12 protein-coding genes are annotated in these 19,581 nt (G+C 60.4%); 6 read left to right on the plus strand and 6 right to left on the minus strand.

The window, feature by feature from the left end; genetic code table 11:
* The first annotated feature begins 71 nt into the window (after positions 1 to 71).
* Positions 72 to 566 carry a molybdopterin-dependent oxidoreductase gene (locus tag GUC32_RS23405; RefSeq protein ID WP_049205620.1) on the plus strand — a complete coding sequence of 165 codons (495 nt, stop codon included), beginning with the start codon at positions 72 to 74 and terminating at the stop codon, positions 564 to 566.
* The gene (locus GUC32_RS23410) at positions 563 to 2,347 is read left to right on the plus strand and encodes an ATP-binding protein (RefSeq protein ID WP_025304623.1); all 1,785 of its coding nucleotides are present in this window, start codon (positions 563 to 565) and stop codon (positions 2,345 to 2,347) included. Before GUC32_RS23405 ends, GUC32_RS23410 begins: the two co-directional genes overlap by 4 nt.
* On the opposite strand, the gene GUC32_RS23415 is transcribed toward GUC32_RS23410, so the two are convergent.
* The 4 genes from GUC32_RS23415 to GUC32_RS23430 form a co-directional block, all read right to left on the minus strand.
* Positions 2,337 to 3,188 carry a helix-turn-helix domain-containing protein gene (locus GUC32_RS23415; RefSeq protein WP_025304624.1) on the minus strand — a complete coding sequence of 284 codons (852 nt, stop codon included), beginning with the start codon at positions 3,186 to 3,188 and terminating at the stop codon, positions 2,337 to 2,339. The two genes, GUC32_RS23410 and GUC32_RS23415, sit on opposite strands and share 11 nt — an antisense overlap.
* A 455-nt stretch (positions 3,189 to 3,643) precedes the next feature.
* Positions 3,644 to 6,736, minus strand: coding sequence for an autotransporter outer membrane beta-barrel domain-containing protein (locus tag GUC32_RS23420; protein ID WP_369435787.1), 3,093 nt, complete (start codon positions 6,734 to 6,736; stop codon positions 3,644 to 3,646).
* A 130-nt stretch (positions 6,737 to 6,866) separates the two neighbouring features.
* Positions 6,867 to 9,890 carry an autotransporter outer membrane beta-barrel domain-containing protein gene (locus tag GUC32_RS23425; RefSeq protein ID WP_369435463.1) on the minus strand — a complete coding sequence of 1,008 codons (3,024 nt, stop codon included), beginning with the start codon at positions 9,888 to 9,890 and terminating at the stop codon, positions 6,867 to 6,869.
* 478 nt (positions 9,891 to 10,368) lie between these two features.
* Positions 10,369 to 11,007, minus strand: coding sequence for a TetR/AcrR family transcriptional regulator (locus GUC32_RS23430; RefSeq protein WP_038630005.1), 639 nt, complete (start codon positions 11,005 to 11,007; stop codon positions 10,369 to 10,371).
* Positions 11,008 to 11,271: 264 nt separating this feature from the next.
* On the opposite strand from GUC32_RS23430, the gene GUC32_RS23435 reads away from it, so the two are divergent.
* Complete coding sequence (locus GUC32_RS23435) at positions 11,272 to 12,489, plus strand: Tm-1-like ATP-binding domain-containing protein (RefSeq protein ID WP_049294978.1); 1,218 nt, start codon at positions 11,272 to 11,274, stop codon at positions 12,487 to 12,489.
* Positions 12,490 to 12,583: 94 nt separating this feature from the next.
* Here GUC32_RS23435 and spy read toward each other — a convergent pair whose 3' ends face one another.
* Positions 12,584 to 13,075, minus strand: a complete 492-nt coding sequence (gene spy, locus GUC32_RS23440) for an ATP-independent periplasmic protein-refolding chaperone Spy (RefSeq protein ID WP_043142950.1) — start codon at positions 13,073 to 13,075, stop codon at positions 12,584 to 12,586.
* A gap of 536 nt (positions 13,076 to 13,611) precedes the next feature.
* Here spy and pdeR point away from each other — a divergent pair.
* Positions 13,612 to 15,606: a cyclic di-GMP phosphodiesterase gene (gene pdeR, locus GUC32_RS23445; RefSeq protein ID WP_025304630.1), complete on the plus strand. Its 1,995-nt coding sequence runs from the start codon at positions 13,612 to 13,614 to the stop codon at positions 15,604 to 15,606.
* Positions 15,607 to 15,622: 16 nt separating this feature from the next.
* Here pdeR and GUC32_RS23450 read toward each other — a convergent pair whose 3' ends face one another.
* Positions 15,623 to 16,489 (minus strand): crotonase/enoyl-CoA hydratase family protein, encoded by an 867-nt coding sequence (locus GUC32_RS23450; protein WP_025304631.1) that lies wholly within the window; start codon positions 16,487 to 16,489, stop codon positions 15,623 to 15,625.
* A 341-nt stretch (positions 16,490 to 16,830) separates the two neighbouring features.
* On the opposite strand from GUC32_RS23450, the gene yhjD reads away from it, so the two are divergent.
* Together yhjD and GUC32_RS23460 are read left to right on the plus strand one after the other, a co-directional pair.
* Complete coding sequence (gene yhjD / locus GUC32_RS23455; protein ID WP_025304632.1) at positions 16,831 to 17,850, plus strand: inner membrane protein YhjD; 1,020 nt, start codon at positions 16,831 to 16,833, stop codon at positions 17,848 to 17,850.
* Between the two features lie 329 nt (positions 17,851 to 18,179).
* Positions 18,180 to 19,502 (plus strand): MFS transporter, encoded by a 1,323-nt coding sequence (locus GUC32_RS23460; RefSeq protein WP_016930463.1) that lies wholly within the window; start codon positions 18,180 to 18,182, stop codon positions 19,500 to 19,502.
* Positions 19,503 to 19,581 lie beyond the last annotated feature (79 nt).

A 19,581-nucleotide genomic window follows, 5' to 3' on the forward strand; every position in this document is an offset into this window, starting at 1 on the left:
TTTTCTGCCATTATTCTGCCTGATAAATTAGCGGGACTGATACAACCTCCCCGCGCCTCTGGAGAACACCGATGCTGTTCAAACTATGCAAAACCCTTGCGATAGCCTGCGTGGCCCTGATTATCGCCCAGAGCAGCGCCCTCAGCTTTACCCTGGAAGTGGCGGGCAAGATCGACAACGTGACCGACCCGGTCAACAAAAGCTATCTGTTCACCGATAAACAACTGTTGGCGATGCCGGTGCGCAGCATCACCACCTCCACGTCCTGGACGCCGCAGAGAAAATTTGAAGGGATTTCGGTGGCCGATATCCTGGAGCGCGTCGGCGCCAAGGGCGAGACGCTGACCTTCTACGCGCTGAACGATTATTACATCGACGTGCCGCTGTCCGACGTCACGAAATACAACATGATCCTGGCCTACAAGATGGACGGGGAAATGCTGAAGCTCAGAAACTTCGGCCCGCTGTTCCTGGTGTACCCGCGTGACGCCGCCGGGCCTGAGCTGAACTCGCCGTTGTACAATTCACGCTTTATCTGGCAAGTCGACAGGATCGTGATCAAATGAAGCTGACGACCTTTAAGAACGGCAGCAGGCTGGCGATCCCGGCCATCTTTGCCGCGCTGTTTTTAGTGGCTTCGACCGTCACGCTCTATTACTACAGCGCCACCCTGTCGAAGAAAGGGCTGTATGCCATCGCCGGCACGCAGGAGAACTACTCCTGGTCGATCGCCAAGTTCTCCATCAAGCTGGCGGAGTTCGACACGCTGGTCGAACAGCAAAGTCACGCGCCGCAGGTGGACAACGACAACCTGCGGCTGCGCTTCGAAATCCTCTATTCGCGTTTTTACGTGCTGGAAACCGTCTCCGAATCGACCCAGCCGCTGTACGCCGAGCCGGGTTATCCGGAAGTGGTCAAACAGATGCGCCTGCAGATGGATCGCATCGATAAGCTGCTGGACAGCCCGAAAATCGACTTCGACCAGGTTTTCGCGGCCATGAAGGCCATCAAGCCTTACTCCATCGAAATGGCCAACCTGACCGACCATGCCGAGGTGAAGCAGCGCACCGCCGCCTATGAGGACTACATCGAGAAGCGGCACATTATTTTCTATGGGCTGGTGATCGTCATGTTCTCGGTGATCGCGCTGATCGCCATCACCCTGATCGTGTTCCGCCAGCAGCGGCTGACCATTCGCCAACAGGCCAAGGCGATTGAGGCGGAGAAAGCGACGCGCACCAAAAACGCCTTCCTCGGCGCTATTGGCCACGAGCTGCGCACCTCATTGCAGAGCGTGATGTCGGCCATCGACGTGCTGGTGAATACCCGGGTGTCGGCAGAGCATGCGGACACCTTCCAGCGGCTGGAGACCGCCGCGCAGCAAATCGAAAGCCAGATGAAAGATCTGACCGACTACGCGCACCTCGACAGCGGCATGATGGAATTGCGCATCGTACCGTTCGACGCGCAGAAGCTGATCGCGGAGACCGCCAACGAAATCGCCACCCTGACCCGCAAAGAACAGGTCAAACTCAGCTGTGAAGTGGAATGCAGCCACCTGCTGGTGCACTCCGATCCGCTGCGCATCCGGCAGATTATCGTCAACCTGCTGACCAACGCCTACAAGTACACCGAAAGCGGCAGCATTACGCTGCACAGCTGCCTGCGCCGCCAACCGGGCGGCAGTTCGTTGATTATCGAAGTGACTGACACCGGCATCGGTATCGAAAAAGACCAGCTCGATCAGATCTTCAAGCCCTTTACCCAGTTGGATCAGTCGCATACCAAGCAGTACGCCGGCGTGGGGATGGGGTTGGCGATCGTGCACGGCCTGGTGACGTTGCTTAACGGCACCATCACGGTGTACAGCGAAATCAAGAAGGGCAGCACCTTTATCGTCAGCATTCCGGTGCAGATCAGTGAAGACGAACGTGCCGACGAGCCCGCCGCTGCCAATGCCTCTCTGCAGCATAAGCCGCAGCAGGTTCTGGTGGTGGATGACAACAAGTCGGTGGGTGACGCCTTTGCGGCGCTGCTGGACAAGCTGGGTTACCAGCACGAACTGTGCGACTCGCCGGAACGCGCACTGCAGAAGCTGCTCAGACGTCCTTACGATGCGCTGTTGCTGGATTTGCAGATGCCGGGCATCGACGGCGCTGCTCTGGCCAGGCAGCTGCGCAACCGTCGCGGCCCCAACCGCCATGTGCCGATCATCGGCATCAGCGCCTACACGCCGGAGCAGTTAACGGCGGATCAGCGCGCCCTGTTCGATAACTACCTGATGAAGCCGGTTCGACTGGATGCGCTGTCGAGCGCGCTGGCCGAGGTGTTCCCCGCTAAAGATTAAAACAGCGTTGCAGTGCGGCTTCGATCACATGGAGCCGCACCGGTTTTTCATAAGGGCCGAGCACGTCGTACTCGCGCATCGCCTGAGCGATTTCCGATTCGCGTCGGTCGGTGCCCAGTTCACCGGTCAGCACCAGTACCGGCGCGTCCGGATTGTCGGAGGCGCGGATGGTAGCGATACAGCGATCCGCCGTTTCCTCACCGATCAACCAGTCCACCACGTAACCGTCGAACAGGCTTTGCTGCAACGCCTGACAGAAACTGTCGACGTCGTAAAACGCCACCGCGTTGAACCCGCAGCCACCCAGATACTTGGCCAGTTCATCGGCCGCCTGATGCGAATCGTCCAATACCGCGATGCTCAGCCGCTCGTCGTCGCCGAAGCCGGGCCGGATTTCGATCAGATCGACGCCGTAACGCGGGCCTGCCGGCGCCTCATCGGTGCGATAGATATGCCACTGCCCTTCCACGCGCAGCGCCACAAATTCCGCCGGCCGCCCGGCAGGAAGCTCGTCGCCGATGTGCCCGACGCAAGGTATCGCCACCCCCGCCACGACAAAGATGGCATCGCGCGCCATGTTTGGCTCGGGAGTCTCGTGTTCGGCGCTCAAATCGGCGATCGCCGCCGGCGTTTCTCCGAGCGCGGCCGCGACGCTGTTGATCTGTTCCAGCGTCCAGGGGCTTTGCCCTTTCAGTTTGCGGTGCGCATGTGAAAAACTCAGATCCAAGATGCGGCTGAGCTCGCGGGCATGCTGACGTTTTCCAATCCCGTAATGTAAAAACAGCTCCCTGACCCGATTGGCAATCGACTGTGAATCGAATTTTTGGTGATTGTTATCCATTTGTTCCTTCGATTTTTTTTACTGATTTATCAGTCGTTTTGATTATTTCCGCTGAAAAAGCCACATCTAAAACTAGCATCTGATGCAATTATGCGTTAAAAACGTTGCTTGACATACCATGTTGCATCGTCAAACATGGTATCAAAAGAGACATACAGCAATACACTATAAAAAATAACACCAGCACGTTTTTTAATAATAACCATAGTAACACCAGGGAAAATTTGTTCCGTTGCCGCTACTGAGACGATGATCACATCGCTCGGACTGCACAAGCAAAACGGGGCTTGAGCCTTTAGCGCTAATCTGTTTTACCCACTTTTGAGCCGGGATCCGTCAGGGTCCCGGTTTTTTATTGCCCTGGCGCCGCGCCATCATACGGACTCACCCCGCAGCCGCAAATAAAAACGGAGCCGGCATGCCGGCTCCGTTGTCATTGTGATGACCGTTGAAGGTCAGAAGCGCCAGGTGAAGCCGGCGTTGACGCTGTTGTCCTGATGGTTTTGCGACAGCAGTCCGCCGTAGCCCAGCGACAGCGTGGCATTCTCGTTCACCGCCACTTCCGCCCCTGCCTTCAACACCATGCCGTCACGCGACACCGGCACGCTGTCCACCACGAACGGCGCGTTGCCGCCGTTGAACCGCAGCCCGGTGCCACGGCCCAGCCCACCGTACTGGTGCTGCCACCCCAGTTCGCTGCGCAGCGCCACCGTCGTGCCCGGGCTCACCTGCCACGCGGTGTCTGCACGCAGCCCCAGCGTCGACACCGTCGCGTCGGTATGCTGCTTGTCGCCGCGCAGTGCCGCCGCGCCGCCGCTTTCCGCGATGCCGTTGTTTTCGAAGTTCACGTACGCCAGGTTGACGAACGGCTCCAGGTTCAGCCATTCACCCTGCACGCCGTAGCCCGCTTCCGCGAACAGCTGTTCGGTGCGCGCGCTGTACTTCGCCGTGTCACGGTCCGACTGCATCCCGTAGTTCACCGACCGCTTGGTGTCGATGCGGTGCCAGGTGTAGCCCGCCCCGCCGCGCAGCGCCAGCGCCCCGAACTGCTTGTCGCCGTACGCCGCCAGGTGGTAGTTGTCGCTGTCCGCCTTCGACCCGTAACCGCCGTGCAGCGAGGTGCGGGTGTAGCCGGTCGCCACCCCCAGTCGCCCGTCGCCCGCAACCGCCGAGTCCAGCCCCACCAGCACCCCGTAGGTCGAGGCCTGATAGCCGGTGGCGTTGGCGTCGCCCGACGCGTGGTCCCATGCCCCCAGCAGCTGCGCCCAGGCGCCGTCCTCGTCCGCCTTGATGGCCGACGAGCTCGCCAGCCCTTCCGCCTGACGCAGACGCCCGTTCAGCGCCTCACGCAGGTAGCGGCTGTCGTTCACCAGCGCCGAGGCGATATCCGCATGGATTTGCCCCGACAGCTGACGGAACGCCTGCCGCGCTTCGCCCGCCGTGCCGCTGTTGAGCAGGCTCTCGTACACCGGGTTGCCCGCCGCCAGCGCATCCGCCGCCGCCGCCACCGCCCGCTCGTTCGAGGTCTGCGCCACGCTGGCGAAGCTCGTGCCGTTGCGCCCGACGCTCAGCGTCACCCCGGTCGGCTGGTAGCTCAGCCCGGTGCCAAGGAACAGGTAGTTCGGCGCCACCGCGTCAAACTGCCCGCTCACCCCCTGCTGCGCGCTCAGGATGGTGTACTGCTGGCCCAGCAGGCTGCGCACCTCGCTTTGCGTCAGCAGGTTGGCGCTGTTCTCCAGCGTCACCGCCACCTCACCGCCGCCGATCGTCGCCGCTCCGCTGCTCTGGATCCGATCGCTCTGGCCGTTCGGCCCCACTTCCACCGCGTAGCGCGAGCCCGTTTCGAAGCTGACGTTACCCGCCACGTTCAGGGTGCCGATCGAGTTGCCCGGCGCCACGGTGCCGCCGCGGCGGGCGGTCAGCGAACCGACTGTGCCGCTGCCGCCGACGATGCCGCCGCTCTGCACGCTGACGGCCGAGGTGACCGAGCCGTTGATCGCCAGCCGACCCTGATTGACCAGCGTCGGGCCGGCATAGGTGTTGGCACCGGTCAGTTCCAGGATTCCCGCGCCCTCTTTGGTCAGGCCGCCGTGACCGGAAATGTTGTTGGAGTAGATTTCCCATCCACAGTGGACATCATCACATTTCCTGGCGTGTAGCGTGCCGGCATCCACCTCGGCGCCCCTCCCCGGAATATTGGCGACAAACTGGGTCGGGCCGTAGGCCACGCCCGTCGGATCCGGGATGCGGAACTCCGCAGGAATATCTTCGACGGTATAGAACATGCCCGGGCCGTTGATGGCCTTGCCCAGGTTGATCATCCCCCAGCCGTAGAGCGCGTCGATGCCCGGCGCGCCCATGTCGGTGGCAGTGGTTTTCAGCACGTCGGCAATCTGCGCCGAGTTCATGTACGGGAAGCGCTGCAGCAACACCGCCACCGCGCCGGTCACGTGCGGGGTCGCCATCGAGGTGCCGTTTTTATTGCCGTAGTCCGACACCAGATTGGCCGGATCGGAACCGTTGGCCACGGTGCTGTAGATTTTGCTGCCCGGCGACGAGACGCAGAAGCTGGCAGTATAGCCGCAGCGGGAAGAGAAGCTGCTGATGGTGTAAGGCACGCTGTTGGTCGATGCCGCATCCTGCGCCACGCTGGCGACCGACAGCCAGTTCGGCGCGATGTCCGGCACGAAGTAGGCCAGCCCGCTGATCACATCCGGCTGGTTGTAGTTGCCGTCGTTGCCGGCGGCGAACAGCACCAGAATGTTTTTGCGCGCCGCATCGATCGCGCCCTGATAGCCTGCGCCGGCCAGGCTGCCGAGCAGCGGTTTGACCTGATCGAATTGTTCCTGCGCATCCTTCAGCTCAAAGTGCAGCGCGTTAGGATCACGGCCGCCGTCGGACAGGAAATCGGGAATACTGACGCCCCAGCTGTTGTTGATCACCCGCGCACCGCTGTTGATCATCGCCTGCCAGCCGGTATTGGTGACGGCGCCGTCCAGGCCGAGGAATTCGCCGTAGGCCGGGCCGTCGTTATCGTTATCGACGCTAATCACCTGCGAATCGAAGGCCACGCCGTGCATGCCGATGCCGTCGCGGTTCGCCGCGCTGATCCCCGCGACGTGCACCCCGTGATTGCTCAGCATGCCCTGCGAACCGCTGTAGAAGTGGAAGGTGCCGTCGAAGTAAAAACGATCGCCGGCGTTAATCCCCGGCCGGTGTGGATCGGTATAGGCGCGGTAGCCCTCGGTGACGACGTTGATCAGTTTGCCGTCACCGGCGAACTCGGGATGACGGTTGACCGGAGTGTCGAAAATGCCCACCTTCTGCCCTTTGCCGGTGTAGCCGGCGGCGTAGGCCTCATCGGCGTGGATCGCCCCCAGCCCCCAGTTGGCGTTGAATTCGGCGCTGCGCCAGCTGGCCGGATCGCCGGGTTGGCCGTTCACCTCGTGCGGCGCCGCCTGTGCATACCCCGCCAGCGCCATGCAGCAGACCAACGCGTTCAGCCGCCACGGCGAGCGGCGAGCGTTTCCTTTGCTATCAAAACCCATTGTTGTTGTCATTTCCTTACCTTTTGCTTGTTATTGGCCGACGCCCCAGGTGCGCCGGGTTCTCATTAGCAGGATGTGAAAAAGGAACCGCCCGCAGACGGTTCCCGTACAAGGATTGAGTCAATGTTGCTTAGAAACGCCAGGTGAAGCCGGCGTTGACGCTGTTGTCCTGATGGTTTTGCGACAGCAGCCCGCCGTAGCCCAGCGACAGCGTGGCGTTCTCGTTCACCGCCACTTCCGCCCCTGCCTTCAACACCATGCCGTCACGCGACACCGGCACGCTGTCCACCACGAACGGCGCATTGCCGCCGTTGAACCGCAGCCCGGTGCCACGGTCCAGCCCACCGTACTGGTGCTGCCACCCCAGCTCGCTGCGCAGCGCCACCGTCGTGCCCGGGCTCACCTGCCACGCGGTGTCTGCACGCAGCCCCAGCGTCGACACCGTCGCGTCGGTATGCTGCTTGTCGCCGCGCAGTGCCGCCGCGCCGCCGCTTTCCGCGATGCCGTTGTTTTCGAAGTTCACGTACGCCAGGTTGACGAACGGCTCCAGGTTCAGCCATTCACCCTGCACGCCGTAGCCCGCTTCCGCGAACAGCTGTTCGGTGCGCGCGCTGTACTTCGCCGTGTCACGGTCCGACTGCATCCCGTAGTTCACCGACCGCTTGGTGTCGATGCGGTGCCAGGTGTAGCCCGCCCCGCCGCGCAGCGCCAGCGCCCCGAACTGCTTGTCGCCGTACGCCGCCAGGTGGTAGTTGTCGCTGTCCGCCTTCGACCCGTAACCGCCGTGCAGCGAGGTGCGGGTGTAGCCGGTCGCCACCCCCAGTCGCCCGTCGCCCGCAACCGCCGAGTCCAGCCCCACCAGCACCCCGTAGGTCGAGGCCTGATAGCCGGTGGCGTTGGCGTCGCCCGACGCGTGGTCCCATGCCCCCAGCAGCTGCGCCCAGGCGCCGTCCTCGTCCGCCTTGATGGCCGACGAGCTCGCCAGCCCTTCCGCCTGACGCAGACGCCCGTTCAGCGCCTCACGCAGGTAGCGGCTGTCGTTCACCAGCGCCGAGGCGATATCCGCATGGATTTGCCCCGACAGCTGACGGAACGCCTGCCGCGCTTCGCCCGCCGTGCCGCTGGTGAGCAGGCTCTCGTACACCGGGTTGCCCGCCGCCAGCGCATCCGCCGCCACCGCCACCGCCCGCTCGTTCGAGGTCTGCGCCACGCTGGCGAAGCTCGTGCCGTTGCGCCCGACGCTCAGCGTCACCCCGGTCGGCTGGTAGCTCAGCCCGGTGCCGAGGAACAGGTAGTTCGGCGCCACCGCGTCAAACTGCCCGCTCACCCCCTGCTGCGCGCTCAAAATGGTGTACTGCTGGCCCAGCAGGCTGCGCACCTCGCTTTGCGTCAGCAGGTTGGGGCTGTTCTCCAGCGTCACCGCCACCTCGCCGCCGCCGATCGTCGCCGATCCGCTGCTCTGGATCCGATCGCTCTGGCCGTTCGGGCCCACTTCCACCGCGTAGCGCGAGCCCGGCTCGAAGCTGACGTTGCCGGCCACGTTCAGGGTGCCGATCGAGTTGCCCGGCGCCACGGTGCCGCCATCACGGGCGGTCAGCGAACCGACCGTGCCACTGCCGCCGACAATACCGCCGCTCTGCACGCTGACGGCCGAGGTGACCGAACCGTTGACAGCCAGCCGCCCCTGATTGACCAGCGTCGGGCCGGCATAGGTGTTGTTACCGGTCAGCACCAGGGTGCCGATGCCCTGCTTGGTCAGGCCGCCGTGGCCGGAGATGTCGTTGCTCCAGAAGTCCAGGCCGCAAAGATCGCTGCTGCAGACGCGCTCGGTCGGTTTACCCTTGTCCAGCACCGCGCCGACGCCCGGCAGATCGACCACGAACTGGGTCGGGCCATAAGCCACGCCCGTCGGATCCGGGATGCGGAACTCTTCGGGAATATCCTCAGCGGTCACCAACATGCCCGGGCCGTTGATGGCTTTGCCCAGGTTGATCATCCCCCAGCCGTAGAGCGCGTCGATGCCCGGCGCGCCCATGTCGGTGGCGGTGGTTTTCAGCACTTCCGCCACCTGCGCGCCATTCAGATACGGGAAACGCTCCATCAGCACCGCAACGCTGCCGGCCACGTGCGGCGCCGCCATCGAGGTGCCGCTTTTATTGGCATAGCCGGTCGTCAGGTCGTCCACACCGGTGCCCGCGATCACCGAGCTGTACACCCGGGTACCCGGTGCCGAGACGCACAAACTGGCGGTATAGCCGCAACGGGAAGAGAAGGTGCTGATGCTGTAATCACCGCTATTGGTGGGATCCTGCAGGCTGGCGACCGACAGCCAGTTCGGCGCGATGTCCGGCACGAAATAGGCCAGGCCGGCCATGGCATCCGGGTTGTTGAGGTTACCGTCGTTGCCGGCGGCGAAGATGGTGACCACGCCGCTGCGCGCCGCGTCGATCGCGCCCTGATAGGCGCCACCGGGCTTGGTGCCCAGGATCGTTTTGATCTGATCGAACTGCTTTTGCGCATCGTTCACCGTGAAATGCGGATAAGCCGGGTCATACCCGCCTTCATCGAATTTCTCGGTGATGCCGATGCCCCAACTGTTATTGATGATGCGCGCGCCGCTGGCCACCAGCGCCTCCCAGCCGGCCTGGTAAACCGCGCCGTCGTTACCGAGCACAATGCCGTCCTCCGGGCCGGGGTCGCCGTTTTCTGCGCTGATGATCTGCGCGTTGAATGCCACCCCATGCATGGCGCCACCGTCGCGGCTGCCGGCGGCGATGCCGCCCACGTGGGTGCCGTGCGAGCCTAATTTGCCGCTGGAGTCGGTGCTTGGCGTACCGTCATAGCGGAAGTCATCGCCTTTTTTCACTGGAATATAGGGATCGGTGTATTCGCGAGTGCCATGGGTAACCAGATTGATCACCTTATCTGGGCCGGAAAATTCGGGGTGCTTGGCGTAGACTGGCTGATCGAAAATACCGAGTTTGATGCCTTTTCCGGTATAACCGGCGGCGTAGGCCTGGTCGGCGTGGATCGCTCCCAGCCCCCATTCCGCGTTGAACTCACTGCTGCGCCAACTGGCCGGATCGCCCGCTTTGCCGTTCTCTATATAGCTGGAGGCCTGCGCCCCGCCGATCGCCGTCAGGCAGATCAGCATCGCGCTCCATTGTGCGCGATGAACTCCGATTTCAGGCCAGCCGAAGGCCGCCCGAGCGGATTTGACTCCTCTAAGTTTCTTCTCCATCCCAGATACCGTCCGTTGTTGTTTGCAAATGTTTTATAAGATTTTTTGTGTAACAGTTTGGTAACACCAAATAAATAAAGCACAACAATCTCAAGTGCGCTTAATGTGTCACTCGGCAGTTCGGCGGGGGGAGAGAACGTTTCAGGGGTGAATCAGGCCAACGCCAATAAGAAATGGCAATGACGTTTGCCGGTAGCGAAGCGGCGATAAAAAGTGAGAGGAAAAACCTCAATACACTGATAAATAAAAATATAAACAAAGATCGAATGAAGGAGATGGCCGCCTGAAAAGTGCTTAACAGGCGTCTTTTATCACTTTTAATTATAAATTTTGCCAATATTCACTCAGTGAATTATGCTGGTTTTTCACTCGGTCATCGGCAAAAATTGGATTATCCTGCTGATGTTTTTTTGCGGTTCGTCGCGTCCTCTTCCGCCTGACGCAGGATGGCTTTGGCCATCCATTGCGTGACGTCCTGAATGCCCTCAAGTTCCAGCCCCCAGATATCTTTCAACACCAGGAATACCTCCGAGCCGTAAATCAGCGAGAAAGCATGAATCACTCTCTGTAGAGAATCCGGCGGCAGTTTGCCCTGCAACGGTTCTACCGCCAGCGCCAACAGACGCTTGCGGTTGCCGCGCACGAATTTTTCGCCCGGCGTGGCGTGCGCCCACTGCTGCAAAGAGAGCTGCAGTGCCGCACGCAATGCTCCCTCGTGCCGTTCCATCTGAGGATAGGCGAAGGTCAGCAACTGCTGGATACGCTTCAGGGCATCGTCGTCCTGCGGGCGCCATTCCAGAATAGGCCCCAGGCTTTCCGCCACCACGGCGCTAATCAGCGCACTCTGGGTCGGAAAATAACGGTAGGCGGTCGCGCGCGATACCTGGGCATGCGCCGCCAGCTCGGTGATCGAAGGAAACGCCCCTTCGTCATACAACGCCATCGCGCTGGCCAGCAACAAACGGTAGGTTTTTGCCCGTGTGGAAGTCAGTGAAGGATCGAACGGGGTGGGAAAAGCATTTATCGGCACTTAAACCTCATACATCTGCACACGCTTGCGCAACAGAGGATGCGCCTCTGTCGACTGGCTGCCGGCAAAGCGCCGGCCACGTTGAAAAGCTCAAAAATGAGACAGGAGTCCCATTTTGCACTGAGCTGCCCTTGCAAAAATGATACTGCCGTCTCATTATATAAATACATTAATCAATTTAATTTAAATGCCAACACCAGGGCACCCTAAAAAATATAATAAAATGATTTTTAAATAAAAATTAGAAACACCCCAGGAAGACACATGAAAGAAACTTCAAATTTTGTCTATATTGCTACCACAGCAGATACGAAAGGACAAGAGTTGGAGTATGTACGGCGGCTAATCGCTGCCCTGAATTTACCCACGCGAACCGTCGATCTTTCCACTCGTCGCTTGCCGTTTGACTCCCCGGCCGATATCGGTCCAGAGGACGTTGCTCGCCACCATCCGGCAGGCGCCGGTGCGGTCTTTTGCGCCAGTCGCGGCCAGGCGATCGCCGCTATGGCGACCGCTTTCGAACGTTTTATCCTGACGCGCCGCGATATCGCCGCCTTGCTGGGTCTGGGCGGCTCCGGCGGCACCGCCATCATCACACCGGCCATGCAGCAGCTGCCGATTGGCCTGCCGAAAATAATGGTCTCAAGCATGGCGGCAGGAGACGTTTCCGCCTATGTCGGCGCCAGCGATATCAACATGCTGTATTCGGTCACCGATCTCGCCGGTCTTAACCGCATCTCGCGACAGGTGCTAGGCAACGCGGCACGCCAGATAGCCGGCGCAGTGCACTTCGCCGCCGTCGACTATCACGACAACAAACCCGCGATCGGCCTGACGACGTTTGGCGTCACCACGCCCTGCATTCAGGCGTTGGTGGCCGAACTGGGAACACAATGGGATTGTCTGACGTTTCATGCGACTGGCAGCGGCGGCAGGTCGTTGGAAAAACTGATCGATAACCGCCAACTGCACGGCGCCATCGATTTGACCACCACCGAAATGGCCGATTACCTGTTTGGCGGTGTGCTGCCCTGCAATATGGATCGTTTCGGTGCCATCGCGCGTACCGGCATCCCGTGCGTGCTCTCCTGTGGCGCGATAGACATGATCAACTTCGGCGCGCCGAATACGGTGCCGGCTCGCTATGCCAACCGTCTGCGTCACCATCACAACCCACAAGTGACGCTGGTGCGTACCAGCGCGCGGGAGAATGCGTTAATGGGGCGTTGGATGGGCGAAAAAATCAACGCCTGCGCGGGCGAAGTGCGTTTCGTTATCCCGACGGGCGGCGTATCGGCTTTGGATGCGCCCGGGCAACCGTTCTGGGATCCGGCGGCGCTGGCCGCCTTTACGCAGGCGCTGGAAGAAACGGTGCACGCCACCGACAAACGCCGGTTGATAAAAACGCCTTATCATATTAACGACCCGTGCTTTGCGCAGGCCGTTGCCGAACATTTCCAGCACATTGTCGGCGGAGAATGATTATCACTCACGACAAAGTCTGCCGGCGATAACGCCAAATAGAAAAAGGGCCAGACAAATAGCCTGGCCCTTTTTTACTCACCGCGAGCGGATATTACTGACCGGAGGACATCTGCTCCTTCATTTTATTCATGTGGTCCATCATCTTTTGCTCGCGTTTCTGATAATTCTCATTGTATTGTTTTTTCTGCTCAGGCGTCAGCAGGTTATACATTTTATTTTCCGCTTTGGCGCGTTCCAGCATGCGTTCGGATTGTGCTTTGCCGATCGCGTCAATTTGCGCCTTCGCCTTCGCTTCGTCAAAGCTGTCGGAAGCGACCAGATTGTGCAGCGCCTGGCGTTCTTCTTTCATGCCCGGCCCGCGCTTCTGGTGCGACTCTTTCATGATATCGCGCATCTGCTGGCGCTGCTGCTCGGTCAGGTTCAACCCGGCGAACGGGCCGCCTTTACCTTCACCCTTGTGATGCATCATTTTCATCGGCGCCGCATCCGCCGCCGGGGCAGTCACCGTATCGGCGGCGAACGCCGCGGAAGCAGAACCCAGAGCCAGCGTGGAAGCAATAAATAAAGCCGTCAATTTACGCATAATCATTTCCTTAAAAGTTTTTCTTCATCAGGAGCGCTGTACGTTAACAGGCTCATTCGTCGTCGGAGATAATAATAGGCTGATAAAATTCAAGTAATGCGAGGGTGTGTAAACTTTTTAAAACCCGTCTCGGATTTATTCACCAATTATGAGAAAACTATGAAGATGGCGTTTATTTGATGGAAATTTTAATTTCTCGGCAAAAATCCCCCCGGTGGAGTTATTTTTCCGCTTTCCCCTCACCGCTATAATTTACTCGCCAGCACGGCAATCTTGCCTCAACCGTTTTCCGATAGCAGGGGGAAGTCAGTACAAGCATCATAGGATCCGATGTTCTCCTACACTTTAAGGCAAGCGGCCGCCGGGCGACGTTTACACCGCAAAACTAATCATTGCTTATATAATAGTTTCCATCACCCGTCCCGCCTGCAAAAACCTGTTATATGATGCACAGATGCGTACGGCGATCGCTTTCGGGCCAACAGGCTGCCCGGAGCTGCGCCGACCGGCCGACCGTGCTCTTTTGAGGAATCATCATGCCCGCAGACCAAGGCCCTGAGCTTCTTAACGCCCACTTCGGCACCCAAAGCCCCCACTGGCGGCTGGCGTTTGACAGCAATGCCCTGGAGCTGTCCGCCGTTAAGGGCAAAGCCCACGTCGCGGTGGCACTCAGCGCCATGGACGCGGCGAAAATTCGCCGTCTAACCGGCGTAACCGCCAGCCTTGAGCTGACCATTACGCTGGCCGGCGAACCGCTGCATCTGCATCTGGTCGGGCGCCGCGTCAACAACCTCGAATGGGCGGGCACCGCTTCCGCCTTCAGCGACACCCCATCCGTGGCGCGCGATCTGGTGCACGGCCTCTCCTTTGCCGAGCAGGTGGTGTCCGAAGCCAACTCGGTGATCGTGATCGTCGATCAGCACGGCCGCATTCAGCGTTTCAACCGGCTGAGCGAGGAGTACACCGGGCTGCACGAACACGAGGTGATCGGCAAAAACGTTTTCCAGCTGTTTATGAGCCCGGAAGAAGCCGCCGCCTCGCGGCGCAACATCGCCGGCTTCTTCCGCAACGGATCGTCTTATGAGGTGGAGCGTTGGGTAAAGACGGTCAAGGGCGAACGGCTGTTTCTGTTCCGCAATAAGTTCGTGCACAGCGGCAGCGGCAAGAACGAGGTGTTTTTGATCTGCTCCGGCACCGACATCACCGAAGAACGCCGTGCGCAGGAACGGCTGCGGGTGCTGGCCAACACCGATCTTATCACCGGCCTGCCTAACCGTAACGCTATCCAGGATAAGATCAACCACGCCATCGCTACGCGCAGCGAAGAGAGCTTCGGCCTGGTGTACCTCGATCTCGACAACTTCAAAAAGGTCAACGACGCCTACGGCCATATGTTCGGCGATCGGCTGCTGGTCGAAGTCGCGCTGGCGATCCTCGGCTGCCTGAGCCCGGATCAGGTGCTCGCCCGCCTCGGCGGCGACGAATTTCTGGTGCTGGCGCCGCAAACCGATCGCGAGCGCCTGCAAACGCTGGCGCAGCGCATTATCGACAGGCTGAAAACCCCTTTCCGCATCGGCCTGATTGAGGTGTATACCGGCTGTTCGATCGGCATCGCGCTGTGCCCGGAGCACGGCAACGATCTCGACAGCCTGATCCGCAGCGCCGATACCGCCATGTACGTCGCCAAGGAGCACGGCAAACGCACCTATACCGTCTTCTCGCCGGAGATGAACAAACGCGTCGCCGAATACATGTGGCTGGACACCAATCTGCGTAAAGGGCTGGAGCAAAATCAGCTGGTGTTGTATTACCAGCCTAAAATCGACGCGCGCAGCGGCGAAGTGCACAGCGTGGAAGCGCTGGTGCGCTGGGATTCGCCGGAGCGCGGCCTGATCCCGCCGCTGCAGTTCATCTCCTACGCCGAGGAGTCCGGCCTGATCGGCCCGCTGGGCCAATGGGTGCTGCAGACCGCCGCCAGCCAGGCAGCGCAGTGGCAAGAACAGGGATTGAACCTGCGGGTAGCGGTCAACCTCTCCGCCCGGCAGTTGGCCGACGACGGCATCGTCAACGACCTGCTCGGGGTGCTGCGCCATCATCGCATGGCCCCCTGTCTGCTGGACTTCGAGCTGACCGAAAGCAGTCTGATTGAAGACGAGAACCGCGCGCGCGCGCTGATCACCCGGCTACGCGAACTGGGCGCGCAGGTGCATCTCGACGACTTCGGCACCGGCTATTCGTCACTGGCGCAGCTGGCGCGTATACCTCTGGACGCCATCAAGCTGGATAAAAGCTTCGTGCGCGGGGTGAATTTCAATCCGGTATCGCAATCCCTGGTACGCGCGATCGTCGCGGCGGCGGAGGCGCTGGCCTTCCGGGTGATCGCCGAAGGGGTAGAGACCGAGAGCGAAAACCACTTCCTCGACGAGGTCGGCGTGGACGAAAAACAGGGCTTTCTGTTTGCGCGGCCAATGCTCCCGGAACAGCTGGAGCATTGGCTGCAGTCCTATCGCCCGCGCTCACCTTCCGCGTGAGGCGGGCGCGTTAACGTTAGCCGGCACGACGCAGGTTCAGGGTGTGGCGATCCTGCAACATCACCAGCCGCTCAATGTAGGCGCGATCTTTTTCCTCAATGGTGAAGGCCGAGTGGACCCAATCCTCGGTAATATCCATCAGCTCGGAACGCGTCAGTTGCAATACGCGCTGACGCGCCCGCAGCATGGCGCGCATGCCGTTGAGCTTCGGCCGGATGGTATCGATGAAAGTGCGCGTCGCCATATAGGCATCGCCGGGCTGGAACAGCTGATCCACCAGCCCGCGGCTCTCGAACCACTCTGCGGTGTGCGACTCGCCGCCCCAAATCAGCTCCTCAGCCAAGCGCATGCCCGCCTTGCGCGCCACCAGCGAGTAACCGCCCATGCCGGGAAACAGGTTGAACGCGATCTCCGGGAACCCCATGCGCGCATTGTTCTGCGCCAACACGAAATGGTGCGCCAGCGCCGCTTCAAAGCCACCGCCCAGCGCGCTACCTTCAACCATGGCAATGCTGACCGCGCCGGTGTCGAAACCGCGCGCAGCGGCATGCACACAGTCGATGCAGGCCCGCGCGTAGGCCATCATCGCCTCGCGCCTGCGGTTTTTGATCGCTTCGGCGAAGAACTGCAGATCGCCGCCGACGTTGAACATGTTCGGCACCAGCGAGCCGGTGACCCAGAAATCGAATCGCAGCGAAGACTCCTTCGCCGCCTGCGCCAGCGTCATGATGTCTTCGATCAGCGCCTGGTTGAAGCAGGGGCGGGGCGCAGCGCGCAGCAGCATCCACATGATATGCCTCTCCTCTTCATAGTAGGCGGAAAGCTGCGACAGATTGCCCGCTTCGGTAAACGGACGGCAGGTGGGGTGATTAAGCAATTTCATAAGACCTTCCAGTTTTTCTGTTGATGACGGATGAGACCGTTCCAGCCCCTACGGCTGCAGCGGAGCGGCGGTCGGTAAAGCGCGACGCCACATCATGAGTAAACGCTTTCTCGCCGACGAAACAGATAAAAATTGGAGGTAGGGAAGTGAAAAAAACCGAGGCGCCACGGGCTTTTCATAGGAATTTTACCTATCGCGCCATCGTCGGCATTTCATGCCGGGCGCTAACGCGTTAAGCTCGGAAATTGACCGTTTGCCGCCCCGGCGCTCAAAACGCCGCGAGGCTTTGGCTATAATCAATACGGATACATGCCGTTTAACGTTAAGGAAATCGTGAAGTAATGCCTACAGGACCAGACCAGGAACGCCGCCAGCCCGCACAAGACACGCCGCCGAAGCCGCTTATCGCCATCAAGACCGGCCATGAGACCCTCGACCGCCGCATTGGTGGTTTTTCACGTCTGATTGAACGCATCAAAGCCTGGCCGAGCGTTGCGCACCTGCTGCGCGCGGCCGAACGCTTTAACGATCGGCTGGGTAGCCAGTTCGGCGCCGCCATCACCTATTTTTCATTCCTCTCGCTGATCCCGATCCTGATGGTGTCATTCGCCGCCGCCGGTTTCGTGCTGGCCTCCAACCCGGATCTGCTGGCCCGATTGATCAACCGGATCGTCGGCAGCATCAGCGATCCAACGCTGGCCAGCACGCTGAAGAACACCGTCAACACCGCCATTCAGCAGCGTACCACCGTGGGGTTGACCGGTCTGGCGCTGGCGCTCTATTCCGGCATCAGTTGGATGGGCAACCTGCGCGAGGCGATCCGCGCACAGTCGCGTGACGTCTGGGAGCGCAATCCGCAGGATCAGGAGAAAATCTATTTCAAGTACACCCGCGACTTCATCTCGCTGACCGGCCTGGTGGTCGCGCTCATCATTACGCTGTCGCTGACCTCGGTCGCCGGATCGGCACAGGCGGCGATCGTCAACGCGCTGGGGTTGGACGGCATCGAATGGCTGCGGCCGGCGTTGACGACGATCGCGCTGTCGATCTCGATTTTCGCCAACTATCTGCTGTTCCTGTGGATTTTCTGGATGCTGCCGCGCCACAAACCGAAGAAAAAAGCGCTGCTGCGCGGTACCTTGCTCGCCGCCATCGGATTTGAGGTGATCAAGTTCGTGATGACGATGACGCTGCCGCAGGTGGCGAAATCGCCTTCCGGCGCGGCCTTTGGCTCGGTGATCGGGCTGATGGCGTTCTTCTACTTCTTCGCCCGTTTGACGCTGTTTTGTGCCGCCTGGATCGCTACCGCCGACTACAAAGGCGACAAAGCCTTGCCGGAACGCGAGCCACCGGCCCCCTGAAGCCACGCAATCGTGCCGGTGTTATCGCACACGCCGGCACTTTCCTCTGGTTAATAAGCAAAAACCCAGTCAATCCCTCTAAATCATGTGGCATGACATTCGGAAAACCAGCATAACAAACTACCAATTCACTTTTCTTTCCCGTTTTTACAGCCATTCCCTCTGTATGAAACCCATTTCTCAACGTTTAACGCTACAGAAAAGAAGCCCGGTAAAACATTAGTCTTTTTAACCGGTTAGCGGCGGCGCAGCCCAGAGTTACAGCGTTGAAAAGGCCGAATGCTGTCACTAAGATGGATTTTTACCCCCTCCAACAATAAGAAATAGATATGCAAGCCACCATCGCACCCCCACTCGACGCCGACGACGCGTCTACACCGGTGAATTCCCGCGGGAAAGTCATCGTCGCCTCGCTGGTCGGCACCGCCATCGAGTTCTTCGACTTTTACATCTATGCCACCGCCGCGGTGATCGTGTTCCCGCACATCTTCTTCCCGCAGGGCGACCCGACCACCGCGACGCTGCAGTCGCTGGCCACCTTCGCCGTCGCCTTTGTCGCGCGGCCTATCGGCTCTGCGCTGTTCGGCCACTTCGGCGATCGCGTGGGGCGCAAGGTGACGCTGGTCGCCTCGCTGCTGACCATGGGGATTTCCACCGTGCTGATCGGCCTGCTGCCGAGCTATGAAACCATCGGCATCTTCGCCCCTATCCTGCTGGCGCTGGCGCGCTTTGGCCAGGGTCTGGGGCTGGGCGGCGAATGGGGCGGCGCCGCCCTGTTGGCAACGGAGAACGCGCCGGCCAAAAAGCGCGCGCTGTACGGCTCCTTCCCCCAGTTGGGCGCCCCGATCGGCTTCTTCTTCGCCAACGGCACCTTCCTGCTGCTCTCGTGGCTGCTGAGCGACCAGCAATTTATGGAATGGGGCTGGCGCGTGCCGTTCATCCTCTCCGCCGCATTGGTGCTGATTGGCCTGTACGTCCGGGTGTCATTGCATGAAACGCCGGTGTTCGCCAAAGCGGCCAAGGCCGGCAAACAGGTGAAAGTGCCGCTCGGCACGCTGCTGAGCAAGCATCTGAAAGCCACCATCCTCGGCACCTTCATCATGCTGGCGACCTACACGCTGTTTTATCTGATGACGGTCTATTCGATGACCTACGGCACTGCGCCGCAGCCGCTGGGCCTCGGCTACTCCCGTAACAGCTTCCTGTGGATGCTGATGGTGGCGGTGATCGGTTTCGGCGTGATGGTGCCCATCGCCGGTCTGCTGGCGGACGCGTTCGGCCGTCGCAAGACCATGATCGCCATTACCCTGCTGATGATCGGCTTCGCGTTCCTGTTCCCGACCCTGCTGGGTTCCGGCAACCAGGCGCTGGTGATGGGCTTCCTGCTGTGCGGCCTGAGCATCATGGGGCTGACCTTTGGCCCGATGGGCGCGCTGCTGCCGGAGCTGTTCCCGACCGAAGTGCGCTATACCGGCGCATCGTTCTCCTACAACGTCGCGTCTATTCTCGGCGCGTCCGTGGCGCCTTATATCGCCACCTGGCTAGCGGCCCACTACGGGCTGTTCTACGTCGGCATGTACCTGGCGGCAATGGCCGGGTTGACGCTACTGGCTCTGCTGTTGATGAAAGAAACCCGCCACCAGTCGCTGTGATCCCCTGCGGCCCCCTCACTGCGGGGGCCGCACGCGTTGTTCGTTTCCTGTCATAAAACCGGGCTATGCTGGATGTTTA

The sequence above is a fragment of the Serratia sp. NGAS9 genome, from assembly GCF_009905295.1.
In the GTDB taxonomy this organism is placed as follows: domain Bacteria; phylum Pseudomonadota; class Gammaproteobacteria; order Enterobacterales; family Enterobacteriaceae; genus Serratia; species Serratia bockelmannii.

Bases quoted from the DNA above. Each gene is read 5' to 3' on its own strand.
- GUC32_RS23460 (WP_016930463.1), top strand. From the start codon at position 18,180: ATGCAAGCCACCATCGCACCCCCACTCGACGCCGACGACGCGTCTACA.
- GUC32_RS23405 (WP_049205620.1), top strand. From the start codon at position 72: ATGCTGTTCAAACTATGCAAAACCCTTGCGATAGCCTGCGTGGCCCTG.
- GUC32_RS23435 (WP_049294978.1), top strand. From the start codon at position 11,272: ATGAAAGAAACTTCAAATTTTGTCTATATTGCTACCACAGCAGATACG.
- yhjD (WP_025304632.1), top strand. From the start codon at position 16,831: ATGCCTACAGGACCAGACCAGGAACGCCGCCAGCCCGCACAAGACACG.
- pdeR (WP_025304630.1), top strand. From the start codon at position 13,612: ATGCCCGCAGACCAAGGCCCTGAGCTTCTTAACGCCCACTTCGGCACC.
- GUC32_RS23410 (WP_025304623.1), top strand. From the start codon at position 563: ATGAAGCTGACGACCTTTAAGAACGGCAGCAGGCTGGCGATCCCGGCC.
- GUC32_RS23415 (WP_025304624.1), bottom strand. From the start codon at position 3,188: ATGGATAACAATCACCAAAAATTCGATTCACAGTCGATTGCCAATCGG.
- spy (WP_043142950.1), bottom strand. From the start codon at position 13,075: ATGCGTAAATTGACGGCTTTATTTATTGCTTCCACGCTGGCTCTGGGT.
- GUC32_RS23450 (WP_025304631.1), bottom strand. From the start codon at position 16,489: ATGAAATTGCTTAATCACCCCACCTGCCGTCCGTTTACCGAAGCGGGC.
- GUC32_RS23425 (WP_369435463.1), bottom strand. From the start codon at position 9,890: ATGCTGATCTGCCTGACGGCGATCGGCGGGGCGCAGGCCTCCAGCTAT.
- GUC32_RS23420 (WP_369435787.1), bottom strand. From the start codon at position 6,736: ATGGGTTTTGATAGCAAAGGAAACGCTCGCCGCTCGCCGTGGCGGCTG.